Here is a 15,662-nt window from a genome sequence, read left to right as displayed (position 1 = left end):
GTTAAGGAAATTGAAACGCCAGTAACGAATACTCCGTTAACGCCAGAGGATTACACCAAAGGAATTAAAATTCCAGAGGGTGGCAAGGTCACAAATGTTGAAAACATTCCAGACTTGACAACTCCAGGTAAGAAGGATCCAGTTAAAGTAACGGTTGAATTACCAAATGGAAAAACAATTACTGTTGACGTTCCAGTTAATGTAACGCCAGTTAAGGAAATTGAAACGCCAGTAACGAATACTCCGTTAACGCCAGAGGACTACACTAAAGGCATCAAGATTCCAGAAGGTGGCAAGGTCACAAATGTTGAGAACATTCCAGACTTAACAACACCAGGTAAGAAAGACCCAGTTAAAGTCACTGTAGAATTACCAAATGGAAAAACAATTACAGTCGAAGTTCCAGTAACAGTAACACCAGCTACTGGAATTGAAACACCTGTAACAGATACTCCATTAACAAAAGAAGATATTGGAAAACACGTGAAGGTTCCAGAAGGTGGTAAAATTGTTGAAGTAGGTAAAATTCCAGAAGTAAATACTCCTGGAGATAAAGGTACAGTCAAAGTTAAAATTGAGCTTCCTAATGGAAAACAAATAGAAGTAGAGGTTCCTGTCAAGGTAACACCTATCAAAGATATTGTTAAGAAACTTGGTGATCCAATTACGAATGATGATGTTGAAAAACATATTCAGATTCCAGAAGGTGGCAAGATTATCAGTATTGGAGATAAACCGTCTACAGATATTCCAGGAGAAAGACCAAGTGTTCCAGTGGTGATTGAACTACCAGGTGGTAAACGTGTAACTGTCAAAGTTCCTGTAATTGTAACTCCGAAAACAACTCCGATTGTTGTTGAAGTTGGAACACCGATTACTGAAGATGATGTGAAGAAACATGTAGACCTTCCTGAAGGATGGAAGATTACGAAAGTGGGCGAAATTCCAAAAACAAGTACACCTGGTGACAAACCATTTGTAACAGTAGAATTAGAGTTGCCAGACGGACGTAAAGTGACAGTGGATGTTCCTGTGAAAGTAACTCCTAAATCTAATCATGGGGATAGTCAAGGTAATAATGGTAGTTCAACTACTCATATCGTAACACGTTACCAAGATGGTGATGGTAAAGAAATTTCCCCAGAAGAAAATGGAAGCCATGGACCTAAGACTTTAGAAGGTTATGAATACACTGGCACTAAGACAGATAAAAATGGCAATGTGATTCATACCTATAAGAAAGTAGTTACTCCAACTCGTTCTGAGCGACCTGTTTCGCCAGTTCGTCCTACAGATCCAGATAAACCAGTAGTTAATCCAACTCAGGTAAGTCGAACAGAATCAAATCAAGCAGTTAGTGCAACAACTGTAGAAAATGATAAGAAGGAATTACCAAATACTGGTACAGACGATAAGAACATTTTATCTAGTCTTGGACTTCTTGGAATGTTGGGTGCATTCGGACTTGTAGCTCGTAAGAAAAAAGAAGACTAATACTCTTCGAAAATCTCTTCAAACCAAGTCAGCTTCACCTTGCCGTAGATATGCTCACTGACTTCGTCAGTCTTATCTACAACCTCAAAACTGTGTTTTGAGCAACCTGCGGCTAGCTTTCTAGTTTGCACTTTGATTTTCATTGAGTATAGGAAAGAAATTTCCTTTCTAAAGTCCGATAGAAAAATAGACTGAGGTGAAAACTTCAGTCTATTTCTTTTTACTATAAAAAAATCCTCTGGCAAATACCAGAGGATAAGAATCTATTTCATTGTTGGGAAGAGCAATACATCACGGATAGTGGTTGTGTCAGTGAGGAGCATGCAGAGACGGTCGATACCGATTCCCAAACCACCTGTTGGTGGCATACCGTATTCAAGAGCCTCGATGTAGTCATAGTCGATGCCTGTTGCTTCATCATCACCAAGTTCTTTGGCTTTGGCTTGGGCCTCAAAACGGCTAAGTTGATCGATTGGGTCGTTGAGCTCAGTAAAGGCATTACCGTACTCCTTAGTCATGATGAAGAGCTCGAAACGGTCAGTAAAACGTTGGTCTTCAGGATTTTTCTTAGCCAGTGGAGATACAGCTACTGGATGTCCATAGACAAAGGTTGGTTGGATCAAGGTTTCTTCAACAAATTCTTCAAAGAAGGCATTGATGATGTGGCCAACTTCAGTATAGTGTTTCTCAACTGGAACTTTCTTCTCAGCAGCGATAGCTTTAGCTTCTTCCAAAGTCATGTCTTGCCAGAAATCGACACCAGTAATTTCTTTGATAGCATCCACCATGTGAACACGTTTAAATGGTTCGTTGATTTTGATTTCAGTACCTTGATAGTTGACTGGACCATCGCCTTTGACTGATTTAGCAGCGTGTTGGATAATGCCTTCAGTCAAGTCCATGATATCTTGGAAGTCTGCATAAGCTTGGTACACTTCGATAGAAGTGAACTCAGGGTTATGAGTAGCATCCATTCCTTCGTTACGGAAGATACGTCCGATTTCATAGACGCGTTCCATACCACCGACGATAAGGCGTTTCAAGTGAAGCTCAGTCGCGATACGAAGCACCATGTCAATGTTTTGGGCATTATGGTGGGTGATAAATGGACGGGCAGCAGCACCACCAGCTTCATTGTGAAGAACAGGTGTTTCGACTTCAAGGAAACCTTTTTGATCAAGGTAACGACGGATTTCAGAAATGATTTTTGAACGAGTGATAAAGCGCTCAAAGCTTTCACGGTTAGAAATCAAGTCAAGGTAACGTTTACGGTAAATTGTTTCAACGTCTGTCAAACCGTGGAATTTCTCAGGAAGTGGGCGAAGTGCTTTAGATAAGTGAGTGATGTGAGTAGCTTTGATAGAGAGTTCTCCCATATCTGTACGCATCACTTCACCTTCGACACCAAGGAAGTCACCAAGGTCTGCTTTTTTGAAGATATCGTAGTTTTCTTCACCGACAGCATCCTTACGAACGTAAATCTGGATTTGACCTTCGCGGTCTTGAAGGTGGGCAAAACCTACTTTACCTTTACCCCGTTTGGTTACCAAGCGTCCTGCGATAGTAGCTGTTTCATTTTTTTCATGTAATTGTTCTTTATCGAGGTCAGCATATTTATCTTTTAATTCTTGTGAATTTGCAGTACGTTCAAAACGTTTTCCGAAAGGATCAATTCCTTGTTCACGGAGCGCAGCCATTTTTTCACGGCGAACGATCTGCTGGTCATTTAGTTCTTCCATATGTTCTGTTGACATGGGATCCTCCTAGTTTTACTCAAAATTGAATACGATGAGTCATTTTTTGCGATACTCCCATTTTATCATAAATAAGCAAGAAATTCACGGATAATCTTTCAAAACTAAAAAGAACTTGACGCTAAATTCAAGTTCTGTTATTGATAGGAAGTATCATTCCAAGTATCGAGAGTAAATGTTTCAAAATCATGGGTTTCTAGAATGGTCAGGCTGGCATTTGCTAGACCGCCATCTTTACGAAGAAGTGGTTCTTGATATCCTAGAAGAGTACGAAGACTGGCAGTAAGATTCGCACCGTGACCGACAATTAGAATATGCTCAGCTGGACTATCTTTTAATGATTTGATAAATTGGATGGTCCGTTGCGTGGTGCTATAGAGGGATTCGGCTCCAAACATTTGAGTGTCAAATTGAGCAAGATTAGATCGGAAAGCTTTGATTTGTTGTGGGTAAATAGCTTCCAAGGTTGCGATTTTCAAACCTTCTAATTTCCCCAGTTGCCATTCACGGAGATTAGGAACACTTTCTAAAGGACAGGGTGTCTGGAGTTGACTTTGGATAATCTCGGCAGATTTGACTGCTCGAGGTAAATCACTTGAATAAATCTGATCGAAAGGAACATCCTTGAGATACTGCCCTAGTTGTTTTAGGGTGTCAATAGATTCAGGAAGAAGGGGAGAATCTCCGCTAGCACCTTGAAAGCGTCCTTCTTGGTTCCAGACTGTACGACCGTGGCGGACAAAGTAGAGTTTCATTACTTACTGTCCTCCAAGATATCTGCAAAGTCAGCTTTTACAAAGCTAGCCAAGTCTTGTGGTGCGACGATAATGCTGTGACCAACTTCTCCAGCAGAGACAATCATTTGATCCAAGTCTAGAGCGATCTTATCGATAAAAATGGGGTAATTGTGTTTCTGACGAATTCCGACAGGATTATTGGCTCCATGAATGTAACCAGTTGTTTTTTCCAAATCCTTTTGGGGAATCATGCTCACTTTTTTATTGCCAGAAATTTTAGCTAGTTTCTTTTCAGACAAGTGTTGAGTGATAGGGACAATTCCGATAATCGGTCCTGTTTTATCTCCCAAAAGAGCCAAGGTTTTGAAAATCTGATCTCGTTCATAATCTTGAGGAAGTTCTCCTTCAAGGGCATTGATTTGAATCCCTTGATGTGGGATACCTGCTTTAGACAGGATTTGTTCCACCAATGTTTTTTTGATTTTTACTTTTTTTGCCATTATTTATATTTATCCTCCAATTGACTCATCCAAATACCAAGCCAGATTCCCAGAGCAAAGAAGAAGGCGATGATGACATACCCAACAAGAGAAATACCAGTGTATTGGATACTTTCAGCGTTTCCTGCATTCGGAATCAAGATCAAAAGAGTACTTGATAGGACGATACCGATGATGAAATGATAGACGCGTGAGTGATAGTTGTTTAAGGCATAATCCATCAATTTTGAAAAAATGATGAGAGTTGCACCTGCCCCGATTCCAATCGGGAAGAAGGTTCCCAAGAGGTCAAAGGTTTTAAAACCAGTCAACATAGGAGCATAGAGACCCAAAATCAAAAGGAGATTTGATGGACTGAGGCCAGGAACTAATACGCCAAGAGCCAGCAGTGCACCAGCTAGGACGAAATTAAGAAAGCTGGCACTTAAGGTTCCAACAACAAAATTTAAGGCATAGAGACCTAGTCCAGAAATGATAAAGGTTGCCCAGAACCAAGCTAAATCAATCTTGTCTCGGTCAGATTCTCGAGTTGATTCTTTGAGAAGGCTAGGAACTGTACCAATGATGGCACCTGCAAAGCTCCATAAGACAAAGACCTGATAATTTTCAAGCAGGTATTCAATCGGGTAGGAAAATAAGCCGATTCCCAGAAGCATACCGATGGCAACTGGAATAAAGTACAAAACATTTTCTTTAAAGTCTTTAAAGGGATGGGCCAGAAAGCCAATCATTCGTTCATAAATTCCTAAGATTGCTGCTAGAACCCCTCCGGAAATTCCCGGTAGAATAAATCCAAGAGCAATGACAATCCCTTTAATAACACGTGCTAACCATGAGAGCATATTTTTCCTCCAACTATTTCTATTTCAAAAAATCCTTACTATATTGTATCACAATCAAACACAAAAATAAAAAGCAAATGATAAACAAATGCTTTTAAGGTTTTAAAAAGAGTTTTCTAAAGGTTTCTTCTTTGTTCTTTAAGGCAGAGATAACGTTGATATCCAAATCGTGGTCAAAGCCAGCAATTTTTCCTTTAGACGTGTACTGGTGAATGTCGTAATCTAAATCAGTTTTAGGAGTAGCTTCGTAAAATCCTGAGTCAGAACCATAGGAAGGAATCCAAACAGACGTAAACTTATCTGTATCAATACTGTGCTCTTCCATGAAGTAGACCCCAACGTAGATTCCGATATTTTTAGCACCCAGTGATTCAAGCTTTGCTCGGAAGGCTTCAACACCATCGTTCATATTAGACATGGTTTTTTCTTCCACGTCTAGCCAATAGTAACTTGGACTGTATGGAGAAGAGGCGTTATAGAATACCTCAGCAGCTTTTTCCATCTCCTGGACATTTTTTCCGGCTACATAGGCATAGACAGCAACTGGGACATTTCGTTTTTGAAACTCAGTGATATGGGTTTTAAAGGCCTTATCAACACCATTAACATAGGAAGCATCGTTCTCTTTGGACGTTTGAGCACCACTATGGACGCGAACAATAGCTCCAGAAATGTTTTGGGACAGAGTATCGTAATTGATTTCCTCAGGACGCTGCCAACCAGAAACATCAATTACCGGTTTATCTATATTGTGTAGCGCTTGCGTTTCTACTTGCGCGATATTTGACTTTGTTTTTACAGGATGGTCCTCAAAACGAGGGCGATTCAGGATTAAAATGAAAATCATAATCCCAAAAAAACCAAACATAATAAGCGGATTTATTTTCTTTCTCATACCTCATAATTTTACCTTAAAAATGAGAAAAAATCAAAAAAAATACTTAAAAAATGGGTTAAGAAAGGACTTTAGAGCATTTTTTCATTCAAGAGCGCGGAATGATTTGAAATATGGTATAATAAAAGGGAATTTCTAGAGAAAAGAGAAGATTATGTCAAATTATGCCATTATTTTAGCAGCGGGTAAAGGGACTCGCATGAAATCTGATTTGCCAAAAGTGTTGCACAAGGTTGCGGGTATTTCTATGCTGGAACATGTTTTCCGTAGTGTGGGAGCTATCCAACCTGAAAAGACAGTAACAGTTGTAGGACACAAGGCGGAATTGGTTGAGCAGGTCTTGGCTGGACAGACAGAATTTGTGACTCAATCTGAACAGTTGGGTACTGGCCATGCAGTTATGATGACGGAGCCTATCTTAGAAGGTTTGTCAGGTCACACCTTGGTCATTGCAGGGGATACTCCTTTAATCACAGGTGAAAGCTTGAAAAACTTGATTGATTTTCACATCAATCATAAAAATGTGGCCACTATCTTGACTGCTGAAACGGATAATCCTTTTGGCTATGGACGAATTGTTCGTAATGACAATGCGGAGGTCCTTCGTATTGTTGAGCAGAAGGATGCTACAGATTTTGAAAAGCAAATCAAGGAAATCAACACTGGAACTTACGTTTTTGATAACGAGCGTTTCTTTGAGGCTTTGAAAAATATCAATACCAATAACGCTCAAGGCGAATACTATATTACAGATGTCATTGGCATTTTCCGTGAAGCTGGTGAAAAAGTTGGCGCTTATACTTTGAAAGATTTTGATGAGAGTCTTGGAGTAAATGACCGTGTAGCACTTGCGACTGCTGAGTCGGTTATGCGTCGTCGCATCAATCACCAACACATGGTCAATGGAGTTAGCTTTGTCAACCCAGAAGCAACTTATATCGATATTGATGTTGAGATTGCGCCCGAAGTTCAAATCGAAGCCAACGTTACCTTGAAAGGGCAAACGAAAATTGGTGCTGAGACTGTTTTGACAAATGGAACTTATGTGGTGGATAGCACTATCGGAGCAAGAGCTGTCATTACCAATTCTATGATTGAGGAAAGTAGTGTTGCAGACGGTGTGACAGTCGGTCCTTATGCTCACATTCGTCCAGGTTCAAGTCTGGGTGCCCAAGTTCATATTGGAAACTTTGTTGAGGTGAAAGGTTCTTCTATCGGCGAGAATACTAAGGCTGGTCATTTGACTTATATCGGAAACTGTGAAGTGGGTAGCAAGGTTAATTTTGGTGCAGGAACTATTACAGTCAACTATGACGGCAAAAACAAATACAAAACAGTCATTGGTAACAATGTCTTTGTTGGTTCAAATTCAACCATTATTGCGCCAGTAGAACTTGGTGACAATTCCCTCGTTGGTGCGGGTTCAACTATTACCAAAGACGTTCCAGCGGATGCTATTGCTATTGGTCGTGGACGTCAGGTCAATAAAGACGAATATGCAACTCGCCTTCCTCATCATCCTAAGAATCAGTAGGAGCCTATCATGGAATTTGAAGAAAAAACGCTTAGTCGAAAAGAAATCTATCAAGGACCAATTTTTAAACTGGTTCAAGACCAGGTTGAATTACCAGAAGGTAAGGGAACTGCCCAACGTGATTTGATTTTCCACAATGGAGCTGTCTGCGTTTTAGCCGTAACCGATGAGCAAAAACTCATCTTGGTCAAGCAGTACCGTAAAGCTATCGAGGCAGTCTCTTACGAAATTCCAGCCGGAAAGTTGGAAGTAGGAGAAAATACAGACCCTGTTGCAGCAGCCCTTCGTGAATTAGAGGAAGAAACAGCCTATACAGGGAAATTAGAACTTTTGTATGACTTTTATTCAGCCATTGGCTTTTGTAATGAAAAATTAAAACTATACCTAGCAAGCGATTTGACGAAAGTGGAAAATCCGCGTCCGCAGGATGAAGATGAGACCTTGGAAGTTCTTGAAGTGAGCTTAGAAGAAGCCAAGGAATTGATCCAATCAGGTCATATCTGCGATGCCAAGACAATTATGGCTGTTCAGTATTGGGAATTGCAGAAAAAATAGAGGAGGTCAGTATGGGTAAACCTTTATTAACGGATGAAATGATTGAAAGGGCTAATAGAGGCGAAAAAATTTCAGGTCCTCCTTTACTAGATGATGAGGAGACAAAAATTTTACCAACCTCTTCTTCCCGTTTTGGTTATGCCAAACCTAAGGATCATGGTTTTAGCCAGGAAACCTTGAAGATTCAGGTCGAACCGTCTATTCATAAAAGCCGTCGCATTGAAAATACCAAGAGAAATGTCTTCAATTCTAAGTTGAATAAAATCTTATTCGCTGTCATCTTTCTCTTGATTTTGCTTGTCTTAGCAATGAAACTTTTGTAATAGAAAAGGAATTGAAATGAAAATAGGAATTATTGCGGCTATGCCAGAAGAACTGGCTTATCTGGTCCAGTATTTAGACAATGCCCAGGAGCAAGTTATTTTAGGGAATACCTATCATACAGGAACCATTGCCTCGCATGAAGTCGTTCTTGTAGAAAGTGGAATTGGTAAGGTCATGTCTGCCATGAGTGTGGCGATTTTGGCTGATCATTTTCAAGTGGATGCTTTGATTAACACGGGATCAGCTGGGGCGGTAGCAGAAGGTATTGCTGTTGGGGATGTTGTGATTGCTGACAAATTAGCCTATCATGATGTGGATGTTACAGCTTTTGGCTATGCTTATGGACAAATGGCGCAACAACCACTTTATTTCGAATCAAATAAAACCTTTATTGCTCAAATCCAAGAGAGTCTATCTCAATTGGACCAGAACTGGCATCTTGGTTTGATTGCTACAGGAGATAGTTTTGTTGCAGGAAATGACAAGATAGAAGCGATTAAGTCCCATTTTCCAGAAGTTTTAGCAGTTGAGATGGAAGGAGCAGCTATTGCTCAGGCAGCGCATGCTCTTAAGCTTCCAGTCTTAGTCATCCGAGCTATGAGTGACAATGCCAACCATGAAGCAAACATCTCTTTTGATGAGTTTATTATCGAAGCTGGACGTCGCTCTGCTCAAGTCTTATTAGCCTTTTTGAAGGCTTTAGATTAAGCGAAAATTTGACAGTTTTTCTAGCTTATGATAAGATTTAAGTAAAGAAAAGCTAGAAAACGTTTCAGAGGATATTATGAGTATTGAAATGACCGTCAGTGAGATTGCAGAGGTCTTAGGATTATCTCGCCAAGCAATCAATAACCGTGTCAAAGAATTACCAGAAGAAGACACAGATAAAAATGACAAAGGGGTAACAGTCGTTACCAGAAGTGGCTTGATTAAGCTAGAAGAAATCTATAAAAAAACGATTTTTGAAGATGAGCCTGTCAGTGAGGATGTCAAGCAACGTGAGTTGATGGAGATTCTGGTTGATGAGAAGAATGCAGAAATTCTCCGCCTTTATGAACAATTAAAAGCCAAGGATCGCCAGTTATCAGAAAAAGATGAGCAGATGCGTATCAAAGACCGCCAGATTGCTGAGAAAGACAAACAACTCGATCAGCAGCAACAATTGACCCTTCAAGCCATGAAGGATCAAGAAAATCTTAAGCTAGAGCTGGACCAAGCAAAAGAAGAAGTCCAATCAACTAAGAAAGGCTTTTTTGCTCGTTTATTTGGAGGATAATCAAGGAGCTGTTTAGGTTAAATGCTAACCTGATGGCTTCTTTTGTTTCTAAATAGTATAGTTGCTCAAGTAATACTCAATGAAAATCAAAGAGCAAACTAGGAAACTAGCCGCAGGCTGCTCAAAGCACTGCTTTGAGGTTGTAGATAAGACTGACGAAGTCAGTTACATATATCTACGGCAAGGCGACGTTGACGTGGTTTGAATTTGATTTTCGAAGAGTATAAAATAACAGTATAGGAGAGGTATATAATGGAACGATTAGAAGATTACATTGCTTTCGATTTAGAATTTAATCAGCATGAAGGGCAAACACACTTGATTCAAGTATCGGCAGTGCGTTTTAGAGATGGTCAGGAAATCGATGCCTATGATTCCTATGTCCATACCAGTGTGCCTCTAAAGAGTTTTATCAATGGTTTGACTGGGATTACAGCTGAGATCTTAAAAGATGCTCCTCCAGTGGAGAAAGTTATAAAAGATTTCCAAGAGTTTGTGGGTTCTTTACCCATGGTAGGCTACAATGCTGCTAAAAGTGATTTGCCTATTCTAGCAGAGCATGGTTTAGACTACAGCCAGCAGTATAAGGTGGATTTGTATGATGAAGCTTTTGAACGTCGGAGTTCGGATTTACATGGTATTGCCAATCTCAAATTGCAAACCGTTGCCTCGTTTCTTGGATTTCAAGGTCAGTCTCATAATAGCTTAGAGGATGCTCGAATGACGGCGCGTGTTTACGAGTACTTTCTAGAGTCGGATAAAGCTAGAGAATTGTTAGGGGCAGAAAGTGGCCTATCGAACAATCCTTTTGGAGGCTTAGACTTGTCTCAATTATTTGATTAGGAGTGCCTATGAAACCTGAAAAACCTAAAAATCTAGGTTTTAAGCAGATATACTTTAATCTAGATAAAATACTCTTTCTCTTTTTCTTGACTTTCATGATGATTGAGTTTGTCTGGTTACCGTCAAATTCTTGGATTGCTGGACTTTTGCTCCGTCAGACAGGTTATCTCTTTCTATCCTACAACAATATTTTTGCCATTATAAAGGGTTCGCCATTTATTAGTCTTGCTTTATTTATTTTGGTAATCGTTAATTTACTGGTCGCCTATTACCAGATAGGACTTCTCTTTATTGGTGCTCGGCATTTATTATGCCATAAAAAAAGGACCTTGCTGGAGTACAGTCGTAAGGTCTTTCGCCAAAGTATCTTGTTTATGAAGCAAGTGACGCTTTCCAAGATAGCCTTTATCTTCTTTTATGTCATGATGCTCTTTCCATTGATTCGAAAGATTTTAAAGATTTACTATCTCAATAAAATCGTCATTCCAGACTTTATCGTTGATTATGTTGAAGACAAGTATTGGCTAGTAGGTATAGTGGTTACTATTTTGGCTTTACTTCTATTTTACATTTCAGTGCGTTTCATGTTTGCCCTACCTCAGCTTTTATTTGAGAAGAAAACAGTCAAAGAAGCAGTCAGATACAGTCTAGAAAAGACAAGAAAGCACTCCTGGTTTTATATTTGGAACTTGCTTTGGATTATCGTCAAAACCTACCTATTTTTCATTCTTTTACTGATTCCAATATTAGCAAGTCAGGTGCTGATGGATGGTTTGACCCATAAGGAATCTCTTGTGCTAGGAATTATCAACTTTGTTTTAATCAAGAATTTCCACTATATGGCCTTGACTTACTTTCTCATTAAGTTTGTTTCCTTCTTAACAGGAGAAGAATTAGAAATCACACCAAGGAGAAAGAAAGACCACTGGATGAGATGGGGAGTGATGGGATGTGCTGCTATCTTTTTCGCTCTTGAGGGTTATGTTTATTTAGAAGCTCCAGTTGCTAATAAACCTTTGATTATCTCTCACAGGGGAGTATCTAATAAGAATGGTGTGCAAAATACCGTCCAATCACTAGAAAAAACCGCTCAGTTATCTCCAGACTTCGTTGAGACGGATGTTCAGGAAACAAAAGATGGCCAGTTTGTCATGATGCATGATGCCAATATCAAGAATTTGACAGGAGTTAATGCCAAACCTCAGGATTTAACCTTGGAGGAATTGACCAAACTCGATATTTCAGAAAATGGTTATCATAGCAAGGTGTCTAGTTTTGATGACTATCTCAATAAAGCTAATGAATTGCATCAAAAACTCCTCATTGAGATTAAAACTAGTCGAAAAGATAGCTCAGATATGATGAAACGCTTTATGGACAAATATGGAGCCATCATTAAGCAGAATGGCCACCAAATGCAGTCCTTAGACTACCATGTGATTGACCAGGTGCTAGCCTACGACTCACAAATTCCAGTCTATTTCATTCTACCTTACAATAGTATTTTTCCAAGAACGAAAGCCACAGGCTACACCATGGAGTATTCAACCTTGGATGAAAATTTTGTCAACAAGCTTTGGAATACCGATCAGAAATTGTACGTTTGGACTATCAATAGTTCAGAGTCCTTTGATAAATCTGTTCATTTGGGAGCAAATGGCATGATAACGGATGACTTGGAAATGATTCAAGATCAGGTTACCATTGCCCAAGAAGACCCAGAGTATACGGAATTGCTTTTCAAACAGGCCATGGAATTCTTTAATTTTTAGTAAGCAAAAAGAGGAACAGTTGTTCCTCCCATGATAGGCAAGTATTCTCTTGAATACTTGTTTTTCTTATGCTTAGAATGGCAATTTTCCAGCGAAAGCACCCAATTTTTTCTTGGTAGTTTCATCGATTTGTTCAAGAGCAGAGTTGATGGCTTGAACGGTCATATCAGAAAGAGTTTCGAGATCTTCTGGGTCAACGACAGCTGGATTGAAGTCAACGCTGACAACTTTCTTATCTCCAGTCAAGGTCGCTTGAACAAGGTCTTGAGCAGATTTGCCAACAAATTGCATAGTAGCAAGTTCTGCTTGACTTTGTTCCATTTGTTTTTGAAGTTTTTGTGCTTGGCGCATCATGTTTTGCATATTCATCATAGTGATTTACAGTTTCCTTTTTCAATTATTTTCTTTTTTATTTTATCAATTTTGGGGTTAAAAGTCTAATCTTTTTTAGAGAGAATTCATCAAGTATCGATAGGGATGTAGATGGAATAAAAATATAGGATAGATATTCTCAGAGCATAAGAATATTTATCCTATATGTGTTTATGAAAAGTTGCTAGATATTTTATGAGCTCGTTTAAGGGTTTACTAACACTATTCTACTTTATAGAAAAATCCCTCAGTACTACCATTGATAAGTTGTTGTCCAAACCATAAGCGGTCTTGTGTGATATCAGATGAGTCGGTATAGCCATTATCTGTAGAAGAGGTGACAGACATAGTTATAGGGATTCCTGCTGGTAAAAAGGCAATAGCTGCACCAGCACCTCCATCTTTAGAAACAGAATTTGCCTTAAGATAGTGGTCAATTTCTTTAGCATGTTCAATTGAAATTTTGGACTTATCACTTACTAAACCATTTTTGTCGAAAGTAAATTCAATACCTGAACGATTCCTCCAAGTTCCTGAGACACTAGAAAAATCCCCATTTTGAATTGCAGAAATATCCATCCCTTTGCTTTCTGACGGAAGGCTAGTTTCTCCATTTATGAGACTTGTGACAGACTTCCAAGAGAAAGATCTTATATCAAGGGAAGGTGGTTTTGTCCCCAGTCCCTCTTCTGTATCTGATTCGCTAATTAACTCTAACCGTGTTCCATCCTGATTTAACTTGTATAGTTTAACTTGGATTTGATTAGTAGATACACGGGTAGATAATTGGAAATAGCCATTTTCTAAAGGATTAAAATGTACTCGCTCTCCAATAAAGTCCAGATTGTTTTCTGCATTGGTCAGTCGAATAACTTCGTCATTTTTAAGAGTTCGAATATCTAATAAATCGTAATAGTTAGAATCCATTTTTAGGGCAATCAAAAGTTCGTCCGTACCGTCTTGGTCTAAATCATACAAGCTATACTGTAATCCAGAATATTCTTTAGGATAAGTATTTTTTAAGTTTGCTTTTGAATTGACCTCTGTATGTGAAGCTGGTGAACCATCTAATACTTTGGCATATTCTTTAAGGATAGGATTGTACAGGGTGTAGTCAGTTTTCTTTTCTTCCGATGTGGAAGAAGTGGAACTAGTACTTGAGGCAATCGCTTCAGAACTTGTTGCAGAAGTATTTTCACTCTGATGTTGGCAAGCCGTTAAAATAGAGATAGCTAAAATACTAATACTGAATAGAAATAATTTTTTCATATGTTTAATCTTGCAATTCTAAACCTTGAGCATCTTGGTGCCATTTGCTACCAGTTTTGGACGTTAAAACTTGAATAGTAATTATAATATTCCAAATTGCATTTGCTAGTAAAACAAATGGCAATAAAATAGGAATGATAGCTAGCAGAGTTATGCCGATACGCTTGTATCCTTGTTTGGAATTTCCGATGTAAAAATCGTATCCACCAAGTGCTCCTAAAAATAGGGCAAATAAGGCTGCGGCCAGTTTAGATTTATCACTCACTCCATTTGAATGTTGGCTAGAGCTAGCTGGAGATGTGTTATCTATTTTTGAAACAATATACTCATCACCGTTTTGATAAAATTCTACGTAATCACCTACTTGTGGTTCAAAACCAAAACTTTTTCTTGAAATTGCAGTAAATTGGCCATTATCACCTTTTCCAACATAAACTGTTTCATCTTCAATTTTTATAACTTTGTTCATATAATTGTCTCCTTAATCTATTTCTATTGTATGTTAAACCCACTCACCGTTGTAATTAACACGATAGCCATCAGGGGTCGTTGTATTGATTGCTAGTGCACCAGAGCTATAAGCATAGTACCATTTACCAGATACCTTCATCCAGCCAGTTTTCATAGCGCCTGAGTCTTGAAGATAGTACCAGCTACCGTTATCTTTGACCCAACCTGTCTTCATCGCACCTGAACCGTCGAGATAGTACCAGCTACCGTCTTTTACCCAGCCAGTTTGCATCCAGCCAGAGTTGTCAAAACGATACCAAACACCATTGATTTTTTCCCAGCCATTAGTTGTATAGGAACCGTCGGCGTGTTTGTACCACCAACGAGAACCAGATTGTAGCCAACTACCTGAGATATTAGAATTCGAACCTGATTGAGTTGTTGTGTTAGTATTTGAATTTGTAGAAGGATTTCCGATAGTCACATCTTTTCTAACTTTAAAGACACGTTTTCTTGTATCAGTTAAGTCACCGTAAGGCGAACCAGCTTCTCCAGACATCTCCAAAATATATGTTCCATCTGGAAATTGTTCTGAAACAAAAATATCACCTTTAAATTGATTGCTATAAAATAAAGGTTGTAAAAATTGATCACTGACATCTTTAGTTAAGCCACTAAAAATGACAGCATCGTGACTTTGGTACACAATTTTTCCGGTCGCTTTATCAATCAAAGTAACATTTCCCTTAGCAGCATTATCACCTCCATGTGGTAGTGGCTCTGAAAGTTTTCCTTCGAAGCTAAGTCCAAAATAATCAATTTCAACCTTTGTAATTGTTGCTTCTATTTGTTTTTCAGTACTCGTATTCTCGCTAGCTGATACTTGATTAGCTGTGATAACTCCAGTGCCAAGAAGTGATAGAGCTGAGATAGTTGCAAGTGTAAATTTTTTAGTTTGTTTGTGCATTCATTTGATACTCCCTATTTTTATTTGTTGTAAAGTAATCAGTTTGTCCTAAAATCTAGACTTTTTTGGACAAACTTG

At 38.9% G+C, this 15,662-nt stretch carries 18 protein-coding genes; 8 read left to right on the top strand and 10 right to left on the bottom strand.

Translation table 11 applies throughout. The features are described from left to right. Positions 1 to 1,494, top strand: a 1,494-nt coding sequence (locus M1F55_RS02415; RefSeq protein ID WP_247947199.1) for a Rib/alpha-like domain-containing protein, incomplete at its 5' end; no start/stop codon positions are given. Here M1F55_RS02415 and M1F55_RS02410 read toward each other — a convergent pair. The 6 genes from M1F55_RS02410 to M1F55_RS02385 all read right to left on the bottom strand — a co-directional run bounded on the left by M1F55_RS02410 (position 1,491) and on the right by M1F55_RS02385 (position 6,222). Further along, the gene (locus M1F55_RS02410; RefSeq protein ID WP_247947198.1) at positions 1,491 to 1,637 is read right to left on the bottom strand and encodes a hypothetical protein; all 147 of its coding nucleotides are present in this window, start codon (positions 1,635 to 1,637) and stop codon (positions 1,491 to 1,493) included. The genes M1F55_RS02415 and M1F55_RS02410 overlap by 4 nt on opposite strands. A gap of 120 nt (positions 1,638 to 1,757) precedes the next feature. After that, positions 1,758 to 3,248, bottom strand: coding sequence for a lysine--tRNA ligase (lysS, locus tag M1F55_RS02405; RefSeq protein WP_070478813.1), 1,491 nt, complete (start codon positions 3,246 to 3,248; stop codon positions 1,758 to 1,760). Between the two features lie 137 nt (positions 3,249 to 3,385). Beyond that, entirely contained in the window at positions 3,386 to 4,003 is a 618-nt protein-coding gene (locus tag M1F55_RS02400) for a histidine phosphatase family protein (protein ID WP_247947197.1), read from the bottom strand. Continuing rightward, complete coding sequence (locus M1F55_RS02395; RefSeq protein WP_049500383.1) at positions 4,003 to 4,485, bottom strand: aminoacyl-tRNA deacylase; 483 nt, start codon at positions 4,483 to 4,485, stop codon at positions 4,003 to 4,005. Before M1F55_RS02395 ends, M1F55_RS02400 begins: the two co-directional genes overlap by 1 nt. Further along, on the bottom strand, positions 4,485 to 5,327 hold the full coding sequence (locus tag M1F55_RS02390) for a DUF368 domain-containing protein (RefSeq protein ID WP_004256605.1): 843 nt from the start codon (positions 5,325 to 5,327) through the stop codon (positions 4,485 to 4,487). Before M1F55_RS02390 ends, M1F55_RS02395 begins: the two co-directional genes overlap by 1 nt. A 94-nt stretch (positions 5,328 to 5,421) precedes the next feature. Then, the gene (locus tag M1F55_RS02385) at positions 5,422 to 6,222 is read right to left on the bottom strand and encodes a glycoside hydrolase family 25 protein (protein WP_049547264.1); all 801 of its coding nucleotides are present in this window, start codon (positions 6,220 to 6,222) and stop codon (positions 5,422 to 5,424) included. A gap of 154 nt (positions 6,223 to 6,376) precedes the next feature. Here M1F55_RS02385 and glmU point away from each other — a divergent pair, with 154 nt between their 5' ends. The 7 genes from glmU (at position 6,377) to M1F55_RS02350 (ending at position 12,526) form a co-directional block, all read left to right on the top strand. Beyond that, positions 6,377 to 7,756 (top strand): bifunctional UDP-N-acetylglucosamine diphosphorylase/glucosamine-1-phosphate N-acetyltransferase GlmU, encoded by a 1,380-nt coding sequence (gene glmU / locus M1F55_RS02380; protein WP_049547263.1) that lies wholly within the window; start codon positions 6,377 to 6,379, stop codon positions 7,754 to 7,756. Positions 7,757 to 7,765: 9 nt separating this feature from the next. Then, positions 7,766 to 8,311 carry an NUDIX hydrolase gene (locus M1F55_RS02375; RefSeq protein ID WP_033688949.1) on the top strand — a complete coding sequence of 182 codons (546 nt, stop codon included), beginning with the start codon at positions 7,766 to 7,768 and terminating at the stop codon, positions 8,309 to 8,311. An 11-nt stretch (positions 8,312 to 8,322) separates the two neighbouring features. Continuing rightward, complete coding sequence (macP, locus tag M1F55_RS02370) at positions 8,323 to 8,634, top strand: cell wall synthase accessory phosphoprotein MacP (RefSeq protein WP_049547262.1); 312 nt, start codon at positions 8,323 to 8,325, stop codon at positions 8,632 to 8,634. 16 nt (positions 8,635 to 8,650) lie between these two features. Then, the gene (locus tag M1F55_RS02365; protein WP_247947196.1) at positions 8,651 to 9,343 is read left to right on the top strand and encodes a 5'-methylthioadenosine/adenosylhomocysteine nucleosidase; all 693 of its coding nucleotides are present in this window, start codon (positions 8,651 to 8,653) and stop codon (positions 9,341 to 9,343) included. A 76-nt stretch (positions 9,344 to 9,419) separates the two neighbouring features. Then, on the top strand, positions 9,420 to 9,911 hold the full coding sequence (gene rocS / locus M1F55_RS02360) for a chromosome segregation protein RocS (RefSeq protein WP_000021242.1): 492 nt from the start codon (positions 9,420 to 9,422) through the stop codon (positions 9,909 to 9,911). A gap of 252 nt (positions 9,912 to 10,163) precedes the next feature. Next, complete coding sequence (locus M1F55_RS02355; RefSeq protein ID WP_049547260.1) at positions 10,164 to 10,754, top strand: 3'-5' exonuclease; 591 nt, start codon at positions 10,164 to 10,166, stop codon at positions 10,752 to 10,754. 8 nt (positions 10,755 to 10,762) lie between these two features. Next, complete coding sequence (locus tag M1F55_RS02350) at positions 10,763 to 12,526, top strand: glycerophosphoryl diester phosphodiesterase membrane domain-containing protein (RefSeq protein WP_247947195.1); 1,764 nt, start codon at positions 10,763 to 10,765, stop codon at positions 12,524 to 12,526. A 72-nt stretch (positions 12,527 to 12,598) separates the two neighbouring features. Here the strand turns inward: M1F55_RS02350 and M1F55_RS02345 are convergent, their stop codons facing one another. From M1F55_RS02345 to M1F55_RS09075, 4 genes are all read right to left on the bottom strand, one after another. After that, entirely contained in the window at positions 12,599 to 12,898 is a 300-nt protein-coding gene (locus tag M1F55_RS02345) for a YbaB/EbfC family nucleoid-associated protein (RefSeq protein WP_247939707.1), read from the bottom strand. Between the two features lie 222 nt (positions 12,899 to 13,120). After that, positions 13,121 to 14,167: a DUF6287 domain-containing protein gene (locus M1F55_RS02340; protein ID WP_247939708.1), complete on the bottom strand. Its 1,047-nt coding sequence runs from the start codon at positions 14,165 to 14,167 to the stop codon at positions 13,121 to 13,123. A 4-nt stretch (positions 14,168 to 14,171) separates the two neighbouring features. After that, a complete protein-coding gene (locus M1F55_RS02335; protein WP_049547095.1) occupies positions 14,172 to 14,636 on the bottom strand; it encodes a hypothetical protein in 465 nt (154 codons plus the stop codon). Between the two features lie 33 nt (positions 14,637 to 14,669). Beyond that, positions 14,670 to 15,548, bottom strand: coding sequence for an N-acetylmuramoyl-L-alanine amidase family protein (locus M1F55_RS09075; protein WP_255262221.1), 879 nt, complete (start codon positions 15,546 to 15,548; stop codon positions 14,670 to 14,672). Between the last annotated feature and the right edge of the window lie 114 nt (positions 15,549 to 15,662).

It is taken from the genome of Streptococcus mitis (assembly GCF_023109235.1).
GTDB classification, from domain to species: Bacteria; Bacillota; Bacilli; order Lactobacillales; family Streptococcaceae; genus Streptococcus; species Streptococcus mitis_DA.
The sequence above is the reverse complement of the archived record's forward strand: the minus strand, read 5'-3'. Positions and strand labels throughout refer to the sequence as shown.

What these genes read in the sequence shown, in the direction of transcription:
- M1F55_RS02365 (WP_247947196.1), top strand. Translation starts at nt 8,651, where the DNA reads ATGAAAATAGGAATTATTGCGGCTATGCCAGAAGAACTGGCTTATCTG.
- glmU (WP_049547263.1), top strand. Translation starts at nt 6,377, where the DNA reads ATGTCAAATTATGCCATTATTTTAGCAGCGGGTAAAGGGACTCGCATG.
- M1F55_RS02385 (WP_049547264.1), bottom strand. Translation starts at nt 6,222, where the DNA reads ATGAGAAAGAAAATAAATCCGCTTATTATGTTTGGTTTTTTTGGGATT.
- M1F55_RS02355 (WP_049547260.1), top strand. Translation starts at nt 10,164, where the DNA reads ATGGAACGATTAGAAGATTACATTGCTTTCGATTTAGAATTTAATCAG.
- M1F55_RS02390 (WP_004256605.1), bottom strand. Translation starts at nt 5,327, where the DNA reads ATGCTCTCATGGTTAGCACGTGTTATTAAAGGGATTGTCATTGCTCTT.
- M1F55_RS02410 (WP_247947198.1), bottom strand. Translation starts at nt 1,637, where the DNA reads ATGAAAATCAAAGTGCAAACTAGAAAGCTAGCCGCAGGTTGCTCAAAA.
- macP (WP_049547262.1), top strand. Translation starts at nt 8,323, where the DNA reads ATGGGTAAACCTTTATTAACGGATGAAATGATTGAAAGGGCTAATAGA.
- M1F55_RS02375 (WP_033688949.1), top strand. Translation starts at nt 7,766, where the DNA reads ATGGAATTTGAAGAAAAAACGCTTAGTCGAAAAGAAATCTATCAAGGA.
- M1F55_RS02335 (WP_049547095.1), bottom strand. Translation starts at nt 14,636, where the DNA reads ATGAACAAAGTTATAAAAATTGAAGATGAAACAGTTTATGTTGGAAAA.
- M1F55_RS02395 (WP_049500383.1), bottom strand. Translation starts at nt 4,485, where the DNA reads ATGGCAAAAAAAGTAAAAATCAAAAAAACATTGGTGGAACAAATCCTG.
- rocS (WP_000021242.1), top strand. Translation starts at nt 9,420, where the DNA reads ATGAGTATTGAAATGACCGTCAGTGAGATTGCAGAGGTCTTAGGATTA.
- M1F55_RS02345 (WP_247939707.1), bottom strand. Translation starts at nt 12,898, where the DNA reads ATGATGAATATGCAAAACATGATGCGCCAAGCACAAAAACTTCAAAAA.
- lysS (WP_070478813.1), bottom strand. Translation starts at nt 3,248, where the DNA reads ATGTCAACAGAACATATGGAAGAACTAAATGACCAGCAGATCGTTCGC.
- M1F55_RS02350 (WP_247947195.1), top strand. Translation starts at nt 10,763, where the DNA reads ATGAAACCTGAAAAACCTAAAAATCTAGGTTTTAAGCAGATATACTTT.
- M1F55_RS02400 (WP_247947197.1), bottom strand. Translation starts at nt 4,003, where the DNA reads ATGAAACTCTACTTTGTCCGCCACGGTCGTACAGTCTGGAACCAAGAA.
- M1F55_RS02340 (WP_247939708.1), bottom strand. Translation starts at nt 14,167, where the DNA reads ATGAAAAAATTATTTCTATTCAGTATTAGTATTTTAGCTATCTCTATT.